Raw genomic sequence first — 17,872 nt, 5'->3', positions numbered from 1 at the left:
GAGCCTTTGTTAGATCAGCACGTAGAACGAGGCGATGAACAGGAACTGGGCGCCGATTGCCGCCCAGAGCGTTGTGAACATGCGGCGCAACGCAAAGGTGCCCAGCCCCAGCAGGGGCCCCAGGACTATGAGAATCACGGCGTTCGTAAGTGTTGGCGCAGTGAAAGCGATGGGGATCATCCACAGGATTGATAGCAGTAGGGAAGCGAGCAGGGGCTTCGCGTCGGTGTGGCTCAGCCGCCGGGCCTTGGCGACCACGAGGCCGCGCAGAAGGTATTCTTGCGTGAATGCCCAACAGAATGCGGCAAAAAGGCCGGTGACGGCGCCCGTGGGGGTGACTTCACTGTCGGCGAGGCCGAACGTGATGACGATGAGGGCGCCGAGCGTTGCGAGCGTTCCCGCCAGCCACCACAGGCGTGATATGCGTGGTTGCACGTTGATCTCGTAGAGCGGTTCGGGATCTGAGGATAGCGCGGTGCCCAACAGAAGATCATCGGAGGTGTCGAGGGGTGGCGCATACGTGGGCGCCTTGCCCCCATTTTTGGGGAGCACGTATTCGGGTTCGCGCCAGATGACGTAAGTGAGGTGGGCGCGCACCGCGAAGTATTTGACCAGTGCCGCCCCGAGGATCATGGGGATCGCCACCTCGTAAATAGCGAACATAGGTTCGCGTAGCCGTAGCAGGGCGGGAAGGGGTTCGTAGCCTTTAGAAATCACCCAAAAGTGGCCGGCGAGGGTAGCGGCGAAAACGAGGGCGTAGACGGCGAAGTACTGGAGTAGCAACCTGATCCAGTGTCTTCGCGTTTTATTTGCCACGGTTTCGCCTTTCTTTCACGGTGACGACGATGAGGGCAACGAGGACGGCGGCGAATGTGAAGAAGAGCCATCCGGGAACGCCGGCAACGTTGTTTATGATCTTTGATTCTAGTTCGACTTGTTGCGTTGCGGTGAGGATGGAGGGCAGTCCAGCTTGCCCACCAAAGAATACGAGAACCGCACCGAGAACTACGAAGATGGCACCGGAAATGATGTTCATGCGGGTGGTCCAGCGGCCGAGCAGTTTCGCGGGTTTGGGTTTGAGCCAGCTCTTTTTGCTGAGGTTGAACAGTTCCCAGAGGAAGGCAAGGAGGGCGACGGGTAGGACCATTCCGATCGCAAAGGTGGCCATGAGGAGGGCGCCGGTCAGGGTGGATCCTCCCAGGGTGGCGAAGGAGAGGACGGCGCCAAGGATCGGGCCGGAGCATCCTACGCCGGCGATGGCGTAACCGATGCCGAGCAAGAATACCGCCAGGTTTGTGGGCGCTCCCCCTTCTGCCTGGTTGCCCGCTGATTTGGGGGTCATGAGAGAGGATGCCCAGCGCGGCGTGGGGATGGAGATGGCGAACATTTGGATGATGCCAAGCGCCATGATGAGCAGCCCGGCTACCAGGGTGACGGTTTGAGAGTAGCTCCGAATGAGGGCGCCGAGGCTACCTGCGAATGCTCCGAGGGGAACCAGCACGATGATGACGCCGAGGGCGAAAACGAGGGTGCGGGCAAGTAGTGTTTTTCGCGAGGTGAAGGCGTATGCGAAGAACGCGGGCAGGAGCATGGCCGCACATGGCGCGAAGATCATGAGGGCTCCGCCCAAAAAGGCAGCCAGGTAGCTGATCTCCATAGGCTAACCCGCTAGTTCAAGCTGGCGCGCGATGGTGTTGCGGAAGTAGTCAACGGGTTGGGCGCCAGAGATTACCGCGTCATTGACAATGAAGAACGGTGTGCCGGTGATGCCGATGTTCATCATGGCGTGGTCGGTTTCTTCTTTGACGGAGGCCGTAGTTTCGGGCGCGTTGTAATCGGCTTCGAACTTGTCTAGGTCGGTGATGCCAATAGTTTGGGCGATTTCGAGGACTTTCGCGTCGTCGTAGGTGGGGTGGTTGCCAGCCCCGGCGAGGTGGTACGCGGTTTCGGTGTATTCCCAGAATTTGCCTTGGTTCGCGGCGGCCCTCGCTCCGCGCGCGGCTTTGTCGGAACCGTAGTTGGGGAAGATGGTGAGGTCGTGGAATTCGATGCGCAGTTTGCCTTCGTCAACGAGCGGTTTGAGTTGCGGGTAGACGTTGGTGAAGAAAACGGTGCACATGGGGCAGGAGAAGTCTTCGTACGCAACCATCACGACGGGCGCGTCCACTTTACCCATTGCGCGCGGGTCACCGTTTACGCGGCGTGGTTGGGCGCGCAGCAGTTCTAGAATTTCTGGTTTTTCCTGCGAATCAGCGTACTGGGGGCTTTCGGTAGCCGCTTGTGAGGGTTCGGCTTCGGCGGATTGCTGCTTTTCGGGCGCAGGCTGTGCCTCGGGCGCATTCACGCTAGCGCGGCCAAGGAAGAACGAGATCACCATGGCGAGGATTATCGCAATGACGATGAGGATGTTCTTAAGCGTCGTGGTTAAAGTTTTTTCCATGTTTAAACACTCACATAACTTGTTTGTCTTGTCATCTTCGGTGCGAATTTTGGTTACTTCGAGGAGTGATGTGCCCGGGATTTTCACCGGGCGCGTTAGATGAGGTTGCGGCGTTGCAGGATGCGCAGGGCGATCCAGCCCAGTGGCGCCCGGGCATAGAAGGTTACGAGGCGGTAGACGAGAGCAGTGGAAATGGCGACGCCGGAGGGGATGCCCGCAACGGTAAGGCCGGCGGTGAGTGCGGCTTCGACGGGGCCGATACCGCCCGGCGCGGGGATGACGGAGCCGAGGGAGGTGGAGGCGAGGAACGTGATGGCCAGGGTGGTGGCGTCGAGGCTGTAGCCGAACGCGGCGAGAGATGCGCCGAATGCGGCGACGTAGGAGACGGTCATGATGAGGTTGCCAAGCACGCCAATGGCGAGGCGTTTAGGCTGGCTGGCTACCCACACGAGGCGTTCCCGGATCTGGTTCCAGCTGGGTTGAAGTTTTGCCCAGATCATGTTGCGCAGCTTGGGGATCACCAGGATTATCGCCACCGCTGTGACGAGGCCGCCCACCACGTACACCACAGTGCCGGAGGGGATGTCGAGGGTTGTGGAACGCCCGGTGACGAGGATGACGAGTAGCAGCGTGATGACGGTGGTGGCGAATTGGGTGAACTGGATGAGGGCAACCGTGGCCAGGCCAACGGGTGTGGAGACGCCGCGTTTGTTCAGGTAGCGCAGGTTGAGCGCGGCAGGGCCAATGCCGGCGGGGGCAACGAGAGAGACGACGGACGCACCGACTTGCACGAGCGTGGTTTCACGCAAACTGAGCCGTTCGGGCACGAACCAGGCCAGTGGGATCGCGGCCCCAATGTAGGTGAGGAGACCCAGGCCAAAGGCACCCAGGATCCACCAAGGGTTGGCGGTTTGGACGGCCTCGTACACGGTTTCGAAGTTGAGGGAGCCAAGGATAACCCACAGGGCGATGACGCCAATAATGGCGAGAATAACGGTTTTGAGGGAGAAGCGGGTGAGGGGCGTTTCGGGCACCTGTTGGGGCGGTATTTCCCCGATCATGTTTTGCCGCAGTTCGGTCAGCAGTCCGGAGCGGCGCAGGGCGGCACGGGTGGGTGCGGGGAGGGCCACTTTTTGCAGGACGGGCGCGGTGAGTTGCAGGGTGCGTTGCCCGAATACGCGATTGGCGGAGGCAAGGGCGCGTTCAGGCGTGGTGATGAGAGCGAGGACGGTGAGCATTTGCGCAATGTCAATGTGGCGGTTGACGTTGGAGGTCGCTACTTGGCCTTCGTCCCAGCCAAGGATCCACGTGCGATCCCCTTCATCTACGGCTAGTGAGGTGGCGGTGATGGAGCGGTGGGCAATGCCGCGATGGTGGGCGCGTTTGAGTTCGGTGTAGAAGCGGTCGAGGATTTGGTCGGTGATGCGTTCGGGCGCAAGTTCGGTTAGGGGCGTGGCGTTGAATACGGGTTCTTGGACGGTGAATACGGAACTGCCTGCGGAGGTGACGGCAATGGGTTTGGGGGTCATGACGCCGGCGTTGTGCGCGGAGATTTTGACCAGCAGACCGCGTTCGGCGGTGGCTTGCAGTGAAGGCGCGATCCACCTACTGAGGTTTTTAAGGCGGATGTTGCTCCACAGGTCGTGGATGAGCGAGGTGTATTCGGTGTCGGGGTCAAGGACGATGAGGTCGTATTGGGTGCCGCTCGTGTCCCAGCACACGTAGTGGCGGTCGGATTCGGCTGCGAGGCTTTTCAGCGTGCTGAATTCGAGGGTTCCGACGTCGTGTTCGGCGGCGGCTTCGGGGTTTTCTACGAGGGGGAGGTAGGCGGAGCTCCAGCTGGTTTGGTCGCCGGGTTTTTCGGTGACGATGGTGGTTTCGAGGGGGTGCTGCTCGGTGTCGAGGTCGGCGCGCACGATGCGGGCGGGGGTGATACCGATTTGGAGCAGGCCGTCAACGAGGTCGGTGGGGCCGCCGCGTTCTTCGCTGTAGCCGAGAATGTAGCGCGAGAGCAACCCGATCGCACGTCCGATGAGGAGGGTGACGAGAGCGGAGGGAAGGGTGAGGGTGCCGCGCAGGACGTAGACGAAAGCCATAGCGTAGAGGAATATCCACGTGTAGCGTACGGCTTTGGATTCGGAGGCTTCAGATGCGCTAGTGAGGAAGGCGGCGAGGACGGCAATGAGCGTGTCGAGGGCGAGGTGTGTGCCGGTGACACTGGTGATGACCAGTGGGCCGGTGATTTCGAGGGGGAGGTGGGGGCCGGCGGAGAGCAACGCAGTCATGAGAAGCGCGGTGACGGTTGCGGTGATGACGGCTTCAACTATTTGGCGCAGGCGCCCACGGATAGCTAGTTGGACGATGATGAAGATGGGGGCGGCGAGAACAACGATGGATTCGACGAGGGTGAGGGGTAGAAGCAGGATTTGGCGCAGTACGCCGGAGAGGGCGCTGCGAACGTCTTCGGTGACGGCGGTGGTGGTGGATTGGGCGAAGGCGCCGATGAGTAGGATGAGGCCAATGGCGAGGAGCGCGAGCGTAGTGTCGATGAGATCGCGGGTGCGCCGCACGCGGGTGCTGCGCCGGTCGGCGACGAGTACGGGGCCGCATAGGCGCGATACGGGCGTGGGCTCGTAGCTGACTGGGGTTGCGCTCATGGTTACAGCTTACGTGGAGTTTGCCTGATAGTGGTTTTTGGTGAACCTAACAACACTTGTAGTTTGTGGTGAGGGTTTGTTTGTGGGCGCGGTTAGGCTGTTGTCGAACTGTTGTTAGGGGGTTTCCTTGTCGCTTACTTGTGCTTTTGCTAATGCGATTTCGGATTTGATTTTACAGGTGGTGCCGGGCGCGCCGTCTTGGTTGGAGACGGTGATCGAGTGGTTTAAGGATCCGGAGACCCTACTGGTTGCGATGGGGCCGTGGGTTTTGGCGGGCGTCGCACTGATTGTGTTTATCGAGTCGGGCGTGTTGTTCCCGATTTTGCCGGGCGATTCGCTGGTGTTCACTGCGGGTTTGTTGCATTCGCAGTTGGGGCTGTCCCTGTTCGTTCTGGTGCTCACGATTACGGTGTGCGCGGTGGCGGGTTCGCAGGTGGGTTATTACATTGGCCACCACTGGGGTCGGCGTTTGTTTAAGTATGATGCACGGGTTTTGAAAACCGAGTATTTGGTGCAGGCGGAGAACTTTTTTGCGCGCTATGGTGGCCGTTCGCTGGTGATCGGCAGGTTTGTGCCGTTTGTGCGCACGTTCGTGCCGATTGCGGCGGGCATCGCGCGTTATAACCACATGAAGTTCACGGTGTGGAATCTGCTGGGCGCACTGTTGTGGGGCACTGGCCTGACGGTGGTGGGCGCGGCGCTGGGCGGAGTGGCGTTTATTCATGACAATCTGACGGTGATTATTTTCGTAATCATTTTTGTGTCGCTGTTGCCGATGGTGTTTGAGTACGTTTTGCACCGTATTCGCAGTAAGAATGAGTTTGATGTGGCGCAGGAGATTGCCGAGGTTGTTGTGGGCGATGATGAACAGCCGCAGTCCTCGTCTACTTCCTCGTCTGATTCGGAGTAGAGCCGGCGTTAGGTTCGCAAATGGCATGGGTTTTGCAGTTGCCGATTTTGGTGGCGATGTTACTGGTTGCGGCACTTCCGGGCTGGATGTGGCTGCGGGTATTTAGTTTCCGTTTTGCAGATCGACGGGTGGGCACTCTGGTGCAGCTTGCAACCGCGCCGTTGCTGTCGTTTGGTTTCCTTGCGGTTTTAGCTAATCTGGCGCCGCGCTTTGGCGTCCGCTGGTCGGCGGGGTTTGCGGTGACCACGCTGATGATCTTGGCGGCTGCCGGGTTTGTGGTTGATTTGATTGTTCGTCGAGGACGTCGCGCGGTGACTGCCGGGACTTCTCCGGCTCGTTGGGATTGGCCTTTGATTGGCGCTATCACGGGTGGTTTCACGATTGCGGCATTGCCGCTGCTGGCGTTCGCTGATCCGCGTAATCCCCTGCAGCAGTGGGATCCATCGTTCCATTACAACGGCGTGTGGCAGATGGTGCACTCCGGTGACGGTTCGCTGTTTGGCCTGTCCCCTCTGTTCTCTGTGATGGGTGAGGCACACACGTATTATCCGGCTATGTGGCACGCGTTTGCCGCCCTGTTTGCAACGCCCTCTACGGTTGTGCAGACGGTAAACACGTCCTCACTGGCGCTTCTGGTTTGGTGGATAGTGGGGATGGCGGCCCTCGCGCACTACCTGTGGGAGGATCGCAGGGCAACGCTTACTGCGGCGGTGATCGCGTCGCTGACTTTGAGTTTCCCCGCTGATTTCATCTCGATGTACGCGCAGTGGCCGAACGCGGTTTCTATGGCGCTTTTGCCGGGCCTATTGACGCTGGCGTGGGTGGTTGGAAACGCATGGGTGAGGGCTCTGTTTGCCTCGAACCAGTGGCGCGTCGCCGCGATTTGGACGGCCCTGTTCTTGCTCGGCGCGCTGGGCACGGTTGCGATCCACCCGATTTCGTTCTTCAACGCGTTCGCGTTTGTGCTGGTGCCCTTTACGGCTGCGATGGTTCGTCTGATGCGGGGCGCGCGTAAGGCTGGCCGCCGCGGCCTCGTCGCATTTTTGGGTACGGCAATGGTTTTGACGGTCGTGGTGGTGGGGGTTGCAATGTTTAATCCGCGCACGCTCGCTACGGCCAGTTTTGAGCGGGGTCGTTCCTTGCTAGACGCCGTGGTGCGCCCGTTGATGCCGGTGCCTCCGTTTCCGATGGCACTGGGTTTTGTGCTTGCGATGGTGGTGTTCGCCGGGTTGCTGGTGCTCGGTTTGATGCGGGCGCGGGCATTGGCGAAGTCACGGTGGCTGATTGGCACGTGGATGGTGTTCGCGGTTCTGGTGTTCTTGGCGTATGCCCCTAACTTTGGTCTGCAGATTCTGACGGGCCCGTGGTATTCAGATCCGCGCCGCCTGATGGGCGCGATGCAGGTTGTGCTGGTGCTTTTATTCACGCTTGGCGCGCTCCGTTTTTCGACGCGGTTACGGCAAAAGAGGCCCATGCACCAGGCTCTTCCGGTACTGCTGATCGTTGTGTTGAGTGGCGTTGGTGCGATTGATTCGAGGTCGTTGGCTGTGCGCGCGGTGTATGACCCGCAGCATCTGGGGCCGGCCGGTATGGCGTCTAGTGAGCAACTGGATCTGTTCCGCGAGGCTGCGGCGATGCTCCCTCCCGACGCTCTGGTACTGGGTGACCCGTCCGTGGGAACGGTGTATTTCCAGTCGCTTGGAGGCGTGCGCGTAGTGCTACCTGGATTGTCGCACTCTGACGTGGATGAGGATGTGCGCGCTTTGCCGTGGAACTTCAACCACATTCATACGGAGCCAGCCGTGTGTGAGACGCTAAATCGGATTGGCGTAACCCATTTCTACGAGGGCGCAGACAGGCCGTACTATCGGACGATGCGCTCGAAGGTTCGCCCGGGCTTTTACGGGGTTGATACCTCGCACGGTTTCGAGGTTGTGAAGCGTGTTGATGGGGCAACGCTGTATGAGATAACTGCCTGCAGGTAGTTAAATTCTGCAAACCTCCGGCTAGACCGCCTGCAAATCTCCGGTTAGAACGTCTGCAAACCTCCGGCTAGCCTTGTTGCAAGCCTATTTTTCCGCGCTCCGCAGTCTCAGCGAGTTGGACACTACGATAACGGATGAGGCCGCCATGGCGGCTCCTGCGATCATGGGATTGAGGAGGCCGGCAATGGCCAGGGGAATGGCCGCAACGTTGTAGGCAAACGCCCAGAACAGGTTCTGCTTAATGATGCGCAGGGTCTGGCGAGAGATCTTGATCGCGGTTGCTGCGGAGCGCAAGTCGGAGCCAACCAGCGTGATGTCGGCGGCCTCGATTGCTACTTCGGTGCCCGAGCCCATGGCCATACCCAGTCCCTGAACGCCAGCTTGGGCAAGAGCGGCCGCGTCGTTCACGCCGTCGCCAACCATCGCCACGTTGTGCCCTTCTGCCTGTAGGCGAGCTACGATGTCGCGCTTTTCGTCTGGTAGCACGTTCGCGTAAACCCGCGTTATCCCCACTTCTTGGGCAACCTGGTTGGCCGCGTTCTCGTTGTCGCCGGTGAGCAGCACGGGTTCGATGTCCAGGTCTCGTAGCTGCGAGATAGCCTCGGCAGATGTTTCTTTCACTTCGTCCGCAACGGCAATGACAGCGGCTCCAAATCCTCCACTAACGCGGGCTTCCTGCCAGCCAGTAGTAGTGACCAGCGCGTGCCCTACGCCGCCTCCTGGAATTTGCGTCCGTCCGGTCAAAGAGGCCGTGTACCCGGCTTTTTCAATAGTTTCAATCAGTTGCTCATTGGTGATTGCCGCATCGTCAAGTACCACGTGCGCGGCCTCAGTGGCCAGGTTCACTTGCGCGCTAACACCGGGAATTTTGCCGAGTTTGCGCTCCACCCGGTTCACGCATGACGCGCACGTCATCCCCCCAACGCTAAGATCCACGGCCCATTTGCCGGCCGCAGAATCTTCCGTGTCCGTCAGTGCAACCTCGTGTTCTTCGCCCAAAATAACGTTGTCAAGGTCGGTGGTGGCAACTACCGAGACTGTGGTGCCACTTTGCTGGGCGGCGGTAATAGCTTCCTGGACTTTTTCCAACGAGAAGCCAACTTTTTGGATCCACGCTGGGCTGCCCACAAACACCCGCTTGCCACCAACCGTTGCGGAAACGCCGGAGCCGGCGTGGTTTACAAACCCTTCAGCCTGCACGTCAGTCGCGAACGCCTTTGTGATCGCGGTGGCAACGGGATGGGAAGAACCAGCCTCCACGCTCGCGGCCAGGCGCAGTACTTCATCGGGCCCAAAGTGGGAGGTGACGTGCATTTTCGCTTTGGTCACGGTTCCCGTCTTATCCAGCACCATCGTGTCGATTTCACGCGTAGATTCGAGGATTTCCGGGCCTTTGATGACGATGCCGAGCTGGGCGGCACGGCCGGATCCAACCAGCAGTGCGGTGGGCGTTGCCAGCCCGAGGGCGCACGGGCACGCAATCACCAGCACTGCCACGGCCGCAGTAAATGCGGGCTGCACACCGGGGCCGAAGATCAGCCAGCCGATCAGCGTCAGGACGGCAACAGCGATAACGACGGGTACGAATACTGCGCTAACGCGGTCAGCTAGGCGTTGCACGGGGGCCTTGCCGGCCTGCGCGGCAGTCACCATCTGGCCAATGCGGGCAAGAGTGGTTTCGGCTCCAACGCGCGTTGCCGTGATGGTTAGCTGCCCGTCGGTGTTGATCGTGGCGCCGGTTACCACATCACCGGGGCCAACATGCACGGGAATGGATTCGCCGGTAAGTAAAGACGTGTCGAGGGTAGCGTGGCCGGTGTCGATAGTGCCGTCAACGGGAATCTTCTGCCCGGGTTTAACCACGATCTTGTCGCCAACTCGCAGGGTGTCGACGGGCACAACCTCAATGCCACCCTCCGGTTTCACACGGTTCGCGGATTTCGCGCCGAGTTCCAGCAGGGAGCGCAAGGCGTCACCGGCGCGGTAGCGGGAGCGAGCTTCCGCGTAGCGTCCGGCCAGTAGGAAAGTGACCACCATTGTGGCGGCCTCAAAATAGATTTCAGCGTGGTTGGTGGAGGCGTGGCGAGGCATGAAACTCATGTTCATGGTCATGCCGATGTGGCCGGCACCGCCAAAGAATAGGGCCCAAAGTGACCACAGGGTAGAGGCGATCACGCCCATGGATACCAGCGTGTCCATGGTGGAAGAGCCGTGTCTTGCCGCTTTTGCAGCGGCGACGTGGAAGGGCCACGCTGCCCACACCACGACGGGTACGGACAGGGCGGCTACCGCCCACTGCCAGCCGGGAAATTGGAGCGCGGGAACCATTGAAAGGACCATTACGGGAGTCGCAAACACTGCGGCTACGATTAGCCTTTTCTTCAGGTCTTCGGCGCGTTCGCGGGTTGCCTCACCTACTTGCGGGGTCTTGGCTGGCGGTGGGCTTGGGGTCATCGGTTGATGCCTGCCAGTTCGAATCCGGCTTCGACAATGGCGTCGCGAAGTTCGTCATCGCTGACATCGCCGGTGGTACTCACGTGCACTTTAGACGCCACGTCGGCGTTACCGGAAAGGTCGACGTTGACGGACTCGACGGTTCCGATTTCAGATAGCTCCTCGGTTACGGACATGACGCAGTGTCCGCAGGTCATGCCTTTAACATCGAGATCAATGTTCGCCATTTGCTTCTCCTAAGTGTGCTTTTGCGCGAATATTCGCGCAAAACTCATGTTTCGCATTCTAGGATAGCCCGCAAAATTTGCAGTGTCGATAGATGGGGTGGGGCGCTAAAGTGGTGTTGAGAGGCAGGTGCTTACGTCCAGGAGGGGTGGTGTTATGGCCGACAGGTCGCGGATTTCTCGTCTTCTTGCGCGCCAGGAAGCACTAATTTCTGGACGCTTTTGGCGGCGTTCGCCGGTAGCGGAAGACGCTGACGTGACTCCGCGCAGGCACCGGCAAACACCCAGGTATTACGGGGCGCGCAGAGTGCCAGAGACGATGTGGCTGGGCGACGCCATAGATGTGTTGGGCCCGCTCGTTGTTCAGGTGGGGGCGCACTTCGCGTTTTCGATGATCGCGCAGTCCGCGCCGCTTCCCCCTTCGGCGCAGGCCGCGATGCGCGAGTTTTCTGCCCGCCAGGGGGAGCAGTTGTTGGAGGACGCGCAACGCCGTTTTTTTGACAATCCGGGTTTGGACACGCTGGTGGTGCAGGCCTTCGCCCGCGCTTGGCGCGTTCCGGTGGCGGCAGGCCGGGGTTATCTGCGCGCGAAGATCGCACTTGGTTTAGATAAGGATGGTCGGGCGGCAAGGATGCTCCCGCTGGTGCCAAGGCGCGATTTTGAGGCGCTGATGGTCAGCTATTTGACGATTGGTACGGCGGTGGGATGGTTCCGTGGGGGAACGGTAACCGCAAACTTGTGGTATCAGGACGGCGAGTTTTTGGATTTGCCCACGGGCACGCCTAACGTGCGCCCGCGCAGGTTGGAGGCTCCGCGAACCTTGATGGACATGGCGGCTGATATTGACGACATGTACTGGGTGGAAGCTTTGGGCCAGCCGGTGAAGATAACGAGCGTAGGTGAGGGCCAGCGTCGGCGCTGGTTGATTTCGCTTCCCGGTACGGACCACTTGAGCCCAGAATCGACGCTGAATCCTGCGGATACGGAGACGAATACGCGTGAGGTTTTGGGCCTCACCTCTGCGATGCAGTCGGGTGTGGTGGCGGCGCTTCGTCACGCGATGGCGCTGGAGGGCGTGAGTGAGCGTGACATGGTGCGCGAGCCGGTGGTCATTATGGGCCACTCACAAGGCGGCATGGTGGCGCTGTCGTTGGCGGATCGACATCCGCGCAAGGTGAATGTGCGCGGGGTGATTACTTTGGGCACACCGGGCCGGCGTTTGCGCGTGTCGCGCGATGTTGCGGCTTTGACGTTGGAACATGACCAGGACGTGGTTCCCTCCCTCGATGGCCGTCCGCGCCGCCGGGTGGATGATCGCGTGGTGGTGGGCCGACATTTGATTCGCCCCCGCACGGGCGCCCTCTTTTATGCGCACGCATCGTCTACCTACACGGAGACGGTGCATTTGATGGAGCGTCGCGCGAAAGTGTCACCGCAGTCACGCATTGGCCGCACGGTGTCGCGAATTGAGCCGTATTTGCCGCGCGAGGGTGAGGCTTCGCGCGTGTACGTGTACGAGATTGTGCAAGAGTTGCTGAGCGGTTCAACCCGTGATTTGGAGGGCGCGATCGAGGTGTTTGCGGCAATGCCGGAGGGCGCCTACCCACCCTCGCTAATTGGCAGCGAGGTTAGCGACCGCCGGGTTACCACGCTGGTGCGGCCGGCGCTGGCACAATGGAAGGACCGCAGGATGGGTAAAGGGGAGGCGCGATGAGTGATCCGTGGCCGTTGCCGGGAGCTGATAGGTGGCGCCGGATTGTGCGCAGCATGGGTGAAACCTTGCCGGTGAATAAGTTTGAGTCGGGCGCACCCCGCTCTCGCAAAATGCCAACCATTAGTAACCCGTTGCTGATTGGCGGCCTTGGGGTGGCAGCGGTGGGCGCGGGAGCAGCGGTGAAGTATTTGAAGCCGATGGCAGCGTCGAGGCAGGATCAGCAACTGTTGAAATTGTTGCAAGCTAAGTTGGAGCGCGTGCCGGGACTGGCAGATGTTGGGGTGGAGACGAAGCAGTCGTTCGGTAAACCGCTGCTTGTGCGCACGTCGGTGGAGCTTTTGCAGATGCCGGTTTCGCCCACGGATTTGTTGGAGCGCGTGGCACGCTACGTGTGGGATGGGGCGCCGAAGAGTCCGGTGGCATTGCAGGTGAGGTTGTCGAGCCCGGGCGAGCAGTGGACTTTGAAAGACCTGGATTTCCCAGATGAGGTTGCACGCCCCCACGAGCTGTACGAGAGGTTTGGGGCGCCAGCCTCGGATCCTACCTGGAAGCCGTGAAATTTTGGAGGCCGTAAACGCGCCCCAGATAGGCGCCGGCGCGTAGGTACGGAGGAGGGCGCGGCCCCTCAGGATCCGCGCCCTCTGTGTATATCCAGCCAGTTAGTCCACGTAGTCGATGACTTTCGCGGCCAACCCAACGTAGGTTGCGGGCGTGAGCGCAAGCAGGCGCTCTTCCACGTCGCTCGGCATGTTGAGCCCCTTGATAAACTCGCGCATTTGGACGCCGGTTACCCGGTTGCCCCGAGTGAGTTCCTTGAGGCGCTCGTACGGGTCTTCCATGCCGCTGGCTCCCGCGATGGCGGCAGCGCGCATGGCTTGCTGGACGGCTTCACCCAGCACCTCCCAGTTGCCGTCGAGGTCGGCAGCCATCTTTTCAGCGTTGATGTCAATGCCAGCCAGGCCGCGTTGCAGGTTGTCGAGGGCAAGCAGTGAGTGCCCGATGGCAACGCCGATGTTGCGCTGCGTGGTGGAGTCGGTGAGGTCGCGTTGCATCCGCGAGGTCACTAACGTGGCGCCGAGCGTGTCGAGGAGCGCGCTAGATATCTCCAGGTTCGCCTCGGCGTTTTCGAAGCGGATGGGGTTCACCTTGTGCGGCATTGTGGAAGATCCGGTAGATCCTTGTGCCGCGAGGTTTTGGTGGAAGTAGTCCAGTGAAATGTAGGTCCACGCGTCGGTTGCGAAGTTGTGGGCGATGCGGTTGTAGCGTGCAATGTCGGCGTACAGTTCCCCCTGCCAGTCGTGGCTCTCAATCTGCGTGGTGACGGGGTTCCAAGTGAGCCCCAGGTGCTCTACAAATCCGCGTGAGATTTCAAACCAATCTGCACTTGGAACTGCGATGACGTGAGCGCCAAATGTGCCGGTGGCACCGTTAATTTTGCCCAGGTATTCGGTATTTTCTACGCGTTTGATCTGCCTTCCCAGGCGGTAGGCGAATACCGCGAGTTCTTTCCCGATTGTCGAGGGCGTGGCCGGCTGCCCGTGCGTGCGTGAAAGCATCGGCACGTCCGCACTCTGGCGGGCGCGGGTCAGCAGATCCTCTTTAAGGGCGCGCGCGGCGGGTAGCCAAACGTTTTGGATGCCGGCTTGGATGACGAGCGCGTAGGCCAGGTTGTTGATGTCTTCGGACGTGCAGAAGATGTGCACTACCTCGTGCAGGCCGGGCAGGTTTGTTTCCCCCAGCGCGGCGGGAGCGGCTTCGAGCCGGTTTTTGATGTAGTACTCAACGGCTTTGACGTCGTGCCGCGTGACGGCCTCGGTTTTGGCAAGTTCAGCGATGGTGTCAGAGTTGAAGTCGCGGGTGAGTGCGCGCAGGTATTCGCGCTCCGGGTCGGTAAGGCGGGGCGCCCCAGGCAGGACGTTGTTGTCCAGAAGGTAGACGAGCCATTCCACTTCCACATACACGCGCGCGCGGTTCAGGCCGGCTTCGGAGAAGTAGTTGGCAAGTGGTGCCACCGCAGCTCGGTAGCGTCCGTCCAGTGCGCCAAGTGCGATAGGAGGCTGCATTTGCGCCATGTCTTGCAGTGTTTCGTTTGCGTACGCCATGCCTTCATCGTGACACAAAACGGGCGGCTTTTGGGCACCGGTCCGACTTTTGGCTACCTGTCCACAACCTTTGCGCGAGCGCGTGTATCCACGATCTCAAAAATCGATTGCGATGTGCGTTTGGAGCGGCCTTTAGGTTTGGGGCTATGGATGCGATTTTCGAGGCCGAAGCTGGCCTGCAGGCTTTAGATTTAGCGATCTCGTACGCGGCGGGCGTGCGCATGGATTGGGATGGTGAGGCAGCGCGCGCGGCGAACGCGCAGCTGAGCGCCCACATCGGGCAACTGGTGGAGTTGCGCCACCGCTTGTTTGATGCCAGGCAGGCCGCGATTGCTGCGCGCATGGACTACTACGCGCAGATGAGTGCCGCGTGTTTGGGGGTGCTATGAGTAGCGCGGTGTTTATTGATTCGGGGCCGGTACGTGTGAATGTGAGTAGTGTTCGAGACGGGGCGCACTTGGTGAGCCTTTCGGTAGGCGCGTTAGATTCGGCCCGCGCGAGGGTGGTGGCAAGCGCGGGAGCACTCCAGTTTGAACCGCTGTTTTCCACGGGGTTCTCCGGCGCACTTGAGATGGGAGGTGCCGGCTACTTGCACGCAAGTTCCCGACTGGCGGATGTGGCTGGATTGCTGGAGGTGGCGCGGGAAAATATGAGTTCGCTTGCGGCAAGCTTGAACCTGGGCGCCAACGTGTATGAGGGAGCCGAAGCCACCGCAAGCCTGAATTTTGCGCAGGTGATCGGCACGCAGCACGCCAACTTGGGCTTCGCTGATCGCGCGCAGGCGGGAATGACAATGTTGGGCGAGTATCTGAGCCCCCTCATTTCGCAAGCAGACTGGTCCGTGCGAGCCTTGACTGCCGCTGTGCGGGGGTTTTCTGACAGATCGAATTATCGGGTAAGTGTAGCCACGCAGTTCGCCGCGCTCGCGGCAAAGCGGTGGAGATTGGAGCGAGGTGCGGATACGCCGCTGGAGCGCTCAGCGGCAATATTAACGCAGGTGTACCCCGCAGTAGAGAAGCTGACGGGAACGCACAAAGGTGATCTGGTGATGCATAGATCGGACTCTCCCGATCCGGCGCTCGTGTGGAGCCGCGAATCATACAAAGTCGGTCTCGAGGGGTTTAGTTTGCGCCGGGACGCAAAGCTTTCTGCCAACGTGCAGCCGCTGTTAGATCCTCCATTAACCGCAACGGTATTGCCGGTAGGGGTACTCGGTGGCGCTAGTGTGCAGGCGCCGCGCTCCAGTGTGGCAACGCCGCATCGAGCTAGCGATTTGGTGGAGCGGGTGCGGGAAATGCGGATGAATCCAACCGCTGCGGGTGCAAAGGGAGATGACTCTTCACACGGCGAGTTTGAGATATTGCGTCACGACAATGGGGGTGCGAGACCGTCGTGGTCGGTGATTGTGCGTGGCACGCAGCAGTGGCTGCCGGGTACACCTAACCCGAAAGATCTGCAGGCGAATTTGCAACTTCTGGCCGCCGTTCCGGCAGATGAGCAGTCCGCGATCATGGCGGCGTTAGAGTTGGAGGGGGCGCAGCCCGGCGACGTGGTGGAGCTTGCCGGCCACTCGCAGGGTGGTATGGTGGCTGGCGCGATGGCGGCAAACCCGGTGTTCAATAGTCGCTTTCAGGTGGCCAGCGTGGTGGCAGCTGGATCCCCAATTTCAACCATGCCGATTCCAAGCTCAACACTGGTGCTTTCGTATGAGAATGCCGACGATTTTGTGGCAGCCCTGGATGGGGCAAGGCAGCAGACTTCGCCCTCTAACATTGCGGTTTATTCTTCGGGGAGGGCAGCAGAGGCACACTCTTTAACCCAGTACGCGCTGGATGCGAAGGCTGCGGAGAGCATGGGGAACAAAGACCTGCAGGCGTGGAACGAGAGGCGCGAGCGCGCTCTTGGGCTGAGTGCGGGTAGTGAAACTACCGGCCAGCGCTACGCGTTTACAAGACGGTAGCGCTGGCCGGTTGAGGGGGGTGGTTACTTCTTTGCGCCCACCGTGGAGGCCAAAATCGCGCCGGCGATGGACGAGAAAATTGCTGTCACGATGGCGCCAAACAGGGCGGCCCAGAATCCGGTGACTTCCATGCCGTAGCCGATTTGGGTGGTTACCCAGCCGGTCAGCATGAAGATGAGGGCGTTGACCACAAGGGAGAAGAGGCCAAAGGTAAGGAGGTATATGGGGAAAGTCAGTACCTTCAACAACGGGCGCACAACCAGGTTGAGTCCGGTGAATACGAGGGCGATAACAGCCAGAATCAAAATAGCTTGCCCGGCTCCGTCCGCAGAAGGGAGCACGATGCCCGGAATTATGAGGCTGGCAAACCAAATACCCACCATGTTTGCAATAAGTAAAAGTGAGAAGTCCATGATTCTAGTGTATGTCTGCAATGCCGGGTGCGCGCGTTAGCGACCGAGGCTACACGGCCCACGGCAATGCGGCAAACACTAATAGCGAAAGAACGGTCTCTACCGTGCCCACTACGGCCGGGCGCCAGGGCTTACCACGGTGCGTAGCAATTAGCGGCATCATGATAGCTCGAGCACAAACTAAAACCCACGCCAGCGCATGCCAAATTGGAACCAGATCAAGTGCGAAGAAAACCCACACAATAACGGTTGCGATCACGTGCCCAACAATCGAGCCGTGTAGCCAAGTAGGATTGTTGCGTTCCCGGATTAGCGTCTTCACGTACGGCACGGTTAAAGCAAAGTATGCTCCCAGCAGGCCGGCCATAAGCCACGCTCTCTTTTCGAAATGCGCGAACCAAGGCGCCCCGCTTGAGGTATTAACTGCAACTGGGATAACCAGCGCCGCTGCAATTATGGTGGAAAAACGAGGCGCAAGATCACGTTCTTTTCTTCGCCACACACTAAATGCCCAGTAGCCAATCAGCGGAACGTACAACAGCGCCCACCAAAACAAGTTCGGAGCGGTAAGCAGTGTCAATGCGGTGAAAGCTGCGGCCAAAATAGCGTAGGTGATAGTCGCGGGCCGGTAGCGAGGCCGGAAACGAGACTTAATGTACTTTTCACTCACGCTAAATAGCAGGAAGCCGCTGACCCAGGCCAGGGTTAGGAACGTGAGCGCGGGAGTCTTGGGGGTAGTAATAATGAGGCCGGCGGTTAGCGGCATTAGCGCCATGGGCCACGCCCCGTGCTGGTCTGGAATCCAGCCATTCATTACGAGGGGTGACCTCTTTTTTCTTGATGAACTAACGCTACCCATGCCCCAATTAAACTCGAGCACTGGTGTAAGTAAACTGCGCAGACGCCTCGCATAAGCGACTAATCGGCAAAATGTCGCCCAAATCTGGCGGTGTGGTTGTGCCCAGACAGGATGTCAGAAAAGCGGGGCACACAACACGTGCGCCCCGCTTAGG

The 17,872-nt window shown here is 59.9% G+C and carries 15 protein-coding genes; 6 read left to right on the top strand and 9 right to left on the bottom strand.

The genetic code is table 11. From position 1 onward, the window contains the following. Positions 1-9 precede the first annotated feature (9 nt). The 4 genes from HMPREF9238_RS05145 to HMPREF9238_RS09130 all read right to left on the bottom strand — a co-directional run bounded on the left by HMPREF9238_RS05145 (position 10) and on the right by HMPREF9238_RS09130 (position 5,097). A complete protein-coding gene (locus tag HMPREF9238_RS05145; RefSeq protein ID WP_016444389.1) occupies positions 10-816 on the bottom strand; it encodes a hypothetical protein in 807 nt (268 codons plus the stop codon). Continuing rightward, complete coding sequence (locus HMPREF9238_RS05140; RefSeq protein ID WP_016444388.1) at positions 806-1,657, bottom strand: cytochrome c biogenesis CcdA family protein; 852 nt, start codon at positions 1,655-1,657, stop codon at positions 806-808. Before HMPREF9238_RS05140 ends, HMPREF9238_RS05145 begins: the two co-directional genes overlap by 11 nt. Positions 1,658-1,660: 3 nt before the next feature. Next, positions 1,661-2,440, bottom strand: coding sequence for a DsbA family protein (locus tag HMPREF9238_RS05135; RefSeq protein ID WP_016444387.1), 780 nt, complete (start codon positions 2,438-2,440; stop codon positions 1,661-1,663). A 95-nt stretch (positions 2,441-2,535) separates the two neighbouring features. Then, positions 2,536-5,097: a lysylphosphatidylglycerol synthase transmembrane domain-containing protein gene (locus HMPREF9238_RS09130; RefSeq protein ID WP_016444386.1), complete on the bottom strand. Its 2,562-nt coding sequence runs from the start codon at positions 5,095-5,097 to the stop codon at positions 2,536-2,538. Positions 5,098-5,224: 127 nt separating this feature from the next. Between HMPREF9238_RS09130 and HMPREF9238_RS05125 the strand changes: the two genes are divergently transcribed. Together HMPREF9238_RS05125 and HMPREF9238_RS05120 are read left to right on the top strand one after the other, a co-directional pair. After that, the gene (locus HMPREF9238_RS05125; RefSeq protein ID WP_016444385.1) at positions 5,225-6,007 is read left to right on the top strand and encodes a DedA family protein; all 783 of its coding nucleotides are present in this window, start codon (positions 5,225-5,227) and stop codon (positions 6,005-6,007) included. A gap of 20 nt (positions 6,008-6,027) precedes the next feature. Further along, positions 6,028-7,992: a DUF6541 family protein gene (locus HMPREF9238_RS05120; RefSeq protein ID WP_016444384.1), complete on the top strand. Its 1,965-nt coding sequence runs from the start codon at positions 6,028-6,030 to the stop codon at positions 7,990-7,992. A gap of 84 nt (positions 7,993-8,076) precedes the next feature. Here the strand turns inward: HMPREF9238_RS05120 and HMPREF9238_RS05115 are convergent, their stop codons facing one another. Continuing rightward, positions 8,077-10,446: a heavy metal translocating P-type ATPase gene (locus HMPREF9238_RS05115; protein WP_016444383.1), complete on the bottom strand. Its 2,370-nt coding sequence runs from the start codon at positions 10,444-10,446 to the stop codon at positions 8,077-8,079. Beyond that, complete coding sequence (locus HMPREF9238_RS05110) at positions 10,443-10,673, bottom strand: heavy-metal-associated domain-containing protein (protein WP_016444382.1); 231 nt, start codon at positions 10,671-10,673, stop codon at positions 10,443-10,445. The genes HMPREF9238_RS05115 and HMPREF9238_RS05110 overlap by 4 nt, the downstream gene beginning before the upstream one ends. A gap of 154 nt (positions 10,674-10,827) precedes the next feature. Between HMPREF9238_RS05110 and HMPREF9238_RS05105 the strand changes: the two genes are divergently transcribed. Both HMPREF9238_RS05105 and HMPREF9238_RS05100 read left to right on the top strand, forming a co-directional pair. Beyond that, the gene (locus tag HMPREF9238_RS05105) at positions 10,828-12,384 is read left to right on the top strand and encodes a PGAP1-like alpha/beta domain-containing protein (RefSeq protein WP_016444381.1); all 1,557 of its coding nucleotides are present in this window, start codon (positions 10,828-10,830) and stop codon (positions 12,382-12,384) included. Beyond that, entirely contained in the window at positions 12,381-12,941 is a 561-nt protein-coding gene (locus tag HMPREF9238_RS05100; RefSeq protein ID WP_016444380.1) for a hypothetical protein, read from the top strand. Before HMPREF9238_RS05105 ends, HMPREF9238_RS05100 begins: the two co-directional genes overlap by 4 nt. Before the next feature lie 102 nt (positions 12,942-13,043). Here the strand turns inward: HMPREF9238_RS05100 and purB are convergent, their stop codons facing one another. Further along, positions 13,044-14,486 (bottom strand): adenylosuccinate lyase, encoded by a 1,443-nt coding sequence (gene purB / locus HMPREF9238_RS05095; protein WP_016444379.1) that lies wholly within the window; start codon positions 14,484-14,486, stop codon positions 13,044-13,046. Between the two features lie 146 nt (positions 14,487-14,632). Here purB and HMPREF9238_RS05090 point away from each other — a divergent pair, with 146 nt between their 5' ends. Beyond that, positions 14,633-14,875, top strand: coding sequence for a hypothetical protein (locus tag HMPREF9238_RS05090; RefSeq protein ID WP_016444378.1), 243 nt, complete (start codon positions 14,633-14,635; stop codon positions 14,873-14,875). Further along, entirely contained in the window at positions 14,872-16,446 is a 1,575-nt protein-coding gene (locus HMPREF9238_RS05085) for a hypothetical protein (RefSeq protein WP_016444377.1), read from the top strand. The genes HMPREF9238_RS05090 and HMPREF9238_RS05085 overlap by 4 nt, the downstream gene beginning before the upstream one ends. 23 nt (positions 16,447-16,469) lie before the next feature. On the opposite strand, the gene HMPREF9238_RS05080 is transcribed toward HMPREF9238_RS05085, so the two are convergent. Beyond that, complete coding sequence (locus tag HMPREF9238_RS05080; RefSeq protein ID WP_016444376.1) at positions 16,470-16,859, bottom strand: phage holin family protein; 390 nt, start codon at positions 16,857-16,859, stop codon at positions 16,470-16,472. Positions 16,860-16,908: 49 nt separating this feature from the next. Then, entirely contained in the window at positions 16,909-17,673 is a 765-nt protein-coding gene (locus tag HMPREF9238_RS05075) for a YwiC-like family protein (protein WP_016444375.1), read from the bottom strand. Positions 17,674-17,872: the final 199 nt, after the last annotated feature.

The organism is Gleimia europaea ACS-120-V-Col10b (assembly GCF_000411155.1).
Taxonomy (GTDB): domain Bacteria; phylum Actinomycetota; class Actinomycetes; order Actinomycetales; family Actinomycetaceae; genus Gleimia; species Gleimia europaea_B.
The sequence above is the reverse complement of the archived record's forward strand: the minus strand, read 5'-3'. Positions and strand labels throughout refer to the sequence as shown.

What these genes read in the sequence shown, in the direction of transcription:
- HMPREF9238_RS05110 (WP_016444382.1), bottom strand. Translation starts at nt 10,673, where the DNA reads ATGGCGAACATTGATCTCGATGTTAAAGGCATGACCTGCGGACACTGC.
- HMPREF9238_RS05105 (WP_016444381.1), top strand. Translation starts at nt 10,828, where the DNA reads ATGGCCGACAGGTCGCGGATTTCTCGTCTTCTTGCGCGCCAGGAAGCA.
- HMPREF9238_RS05120 (WP_016444384.1), top strand. Translation starts at nt 6,028, where the DNA reads ATGGCATGGGTTTTGCAGTTGCCGATTTTGGTGGCGATGTTACTGGTT.
- HMPREF9238_RS05140 (WP_016444388.1), bottom strand. Translation starts at nt 1,657, where the DNA reads ATGGAGATCAGCTACCTGGCTGCCTTTTTGGGCGGAGCCCTCATGATC.
- HMPREF9238_RS05080 (WP_016444376.1), bottom strand. Translation starts at nt 16,859, where the DNA reads ATGGACTTCTCACTTTTACTTATTGCAAACATGGTGGGTATTTGGTTT.
- HMPREF9238_RS05135 (WP_016444387.1), bottom strand. Translation starts at nt 2,440, where the DNA reads ATGGAAAAAACTTTAACCACGACGCTTAAGAACATCCTCATCGTCATT.
- HMPREF9238_RS05090 (WP_016444378.1), top strand. Translation starts at nt 14,633, where the DNA reads ATGGATGCGATTTTCGAGGCCGAAGCTGGCCTGCAGGCTTTAGATTTA.
- HMPREF9238_RS05075 (WP_016444375.1), bottom strand. Translation starts at nt 17,673, where the DNA reads ATGAATGGCTGGATTCCAGACCAGCACGGGGCGTGGCCCATGGCGCTA.
- HMPREF9238_RS05085 (WP_016444377.1), top strand. Translation starts at nt 14,872, where the DNA reads ATGAGTAGCGCGGTGTTTATTGATTCGGGGCCGGTACGTGTGAATGTG.
- HMPREF9238_RS05100 (WP_016444380.1), top strand. Translation starts at nt 12,381, where the DNA reads ATGAGTGATCCGTGGCCGTTGCCGGGAGCTGATAGGTGGCGCCGGATT.
- HMPREF9238_RS09130 (WP_016444386.1), bottom strand. Translation starts at nt 5,097, where the DNA reads ATGAGCGCAACCCCAGTCAGCTACGAGCCCACGCCCGTATCGCGCCTA.
- HMPREF9238_RS05115 (WP_016444383.1), bottom strand. Translation starts at nt 10,446, where the DNA reads ATGACCCCAAGCCCACCGCCAGCCAAGACCCCGCAAGTAGGTGAGGCA.
- purB (WP_016444379.1), bottom strand. Translation starts at nt 14,486, where the DNA reads ATGGCGTACGCAAACGAAACACTGCAAGACATGGCGCAAATGCAGCCT.